1 protein-coding gene is annotated in these 1,021 nt (G+C 36.6%); it reads left to right on the top strand.

Annotated elements, in window-relative coordinates; all coding sequences use genetic code 11:
- Positions 1 to 855 (top strand): tyrosine-type recombinase/integrase (locus ACFIQE_RS10755; RefSeq protein ID WP_375678036.1); only part of this gene is annotated, 855 nt, incomplete at its 5' end.
- Positions 856 to 1,021: the final 166 nt, after the last annotated feature.

Below are 1,021 nucleotides of genomic sequence, written 5' to 3'. Positions count from 1 at the left end.
AAAACTGGTAAGCTAGTCGAAGGTTCATTCGCATGGCTCCTTAAACAGTATTTTAATAGCTCCAATTGGCATAACCTTTCTAAAGTCACCCAAAAACAAAAAGAACTCATCCTTATGAAGGTATGTGATACCATAGGAAACATTCCATACCAAGCAATTGAAAAGAAACATATCATAGCCGGTGTTGAACGGCGTAAAGAAACACCAGCAATGGCTAGAAATTTTCTGAAAGCCCTTAATGGACTTTTTAATTGGGCGATTGATCAAGGTCTTTTGGAAAATAATCCAGCTTTAGGAATAAAAAGACCCCCCCTCAAAAACAAAGAGGGATTTCCTGTTTGGACAGAAGAAGATGTCGAAAAATATTATCAAAGATGGCATCATGGTACCCATGAACGTGTCTGGATTGATGTTCTTTTATATACGGGCTTGCGTCGTGGTGATGCGGTACGCATTGGCTGGAAAGATGTCAAAGACAATATTATTCATCTCAAAACAGAGAAAAGTAAATTCCAAACAGATGTTTTTCTTCCCATTTTACCGGAATTAGCTAAAACGCTTGAAACTGGTCCTATTGGAGAAGAAACATTTATCTGTAGTAAAGTGAATCAAAAATTCACCAAAGAAAGCTTTGGGAATGGATTTAGAGACGCTTGTAATGCGGCTGGCATTAAAAAATCGGCGCATGGATTAAGAAAATTAGCCGCAACACGTGCAGCTAATTCTGGAGCAACAGTATCACAACTCAAAGCAATTTTTGGCTGGACAGAAGATCAGATGGCATCCCTTTATACAAAGAGTGCAGATCGTAAAAGACTAGCTCTTGAAGCTATAAAAAAGCTCCAAAAAAGTTAGGGGCAGAGACAAAAAAACGTAATAGAATCAAAATTCATTAATTCCCTTATATTCTATATAATTCTTTGATTTTATTTACTCTATACCCGCCCCTTGGGCGTACCATGTTTCTTTTTTATATGTGTAATATATTCATTTTATTTGTGTTTTTAAAAATGAGGAATGC

Source organism: Bartonella sp. AA1HLJMS, from assembly GCF_042197445.1.
In the GTDB taxonomy this organism is placed as follows: domain Bacteria; phylum Pseudomonadota; class Alphaproteobacteria; order Rhizobiales; family Rhizobiaceae; genus Bartonella.
Note: the sequence above shows the minus strand (reverse complement) of the source record. Positions and strands in the feature narration are given on the sequence as shown.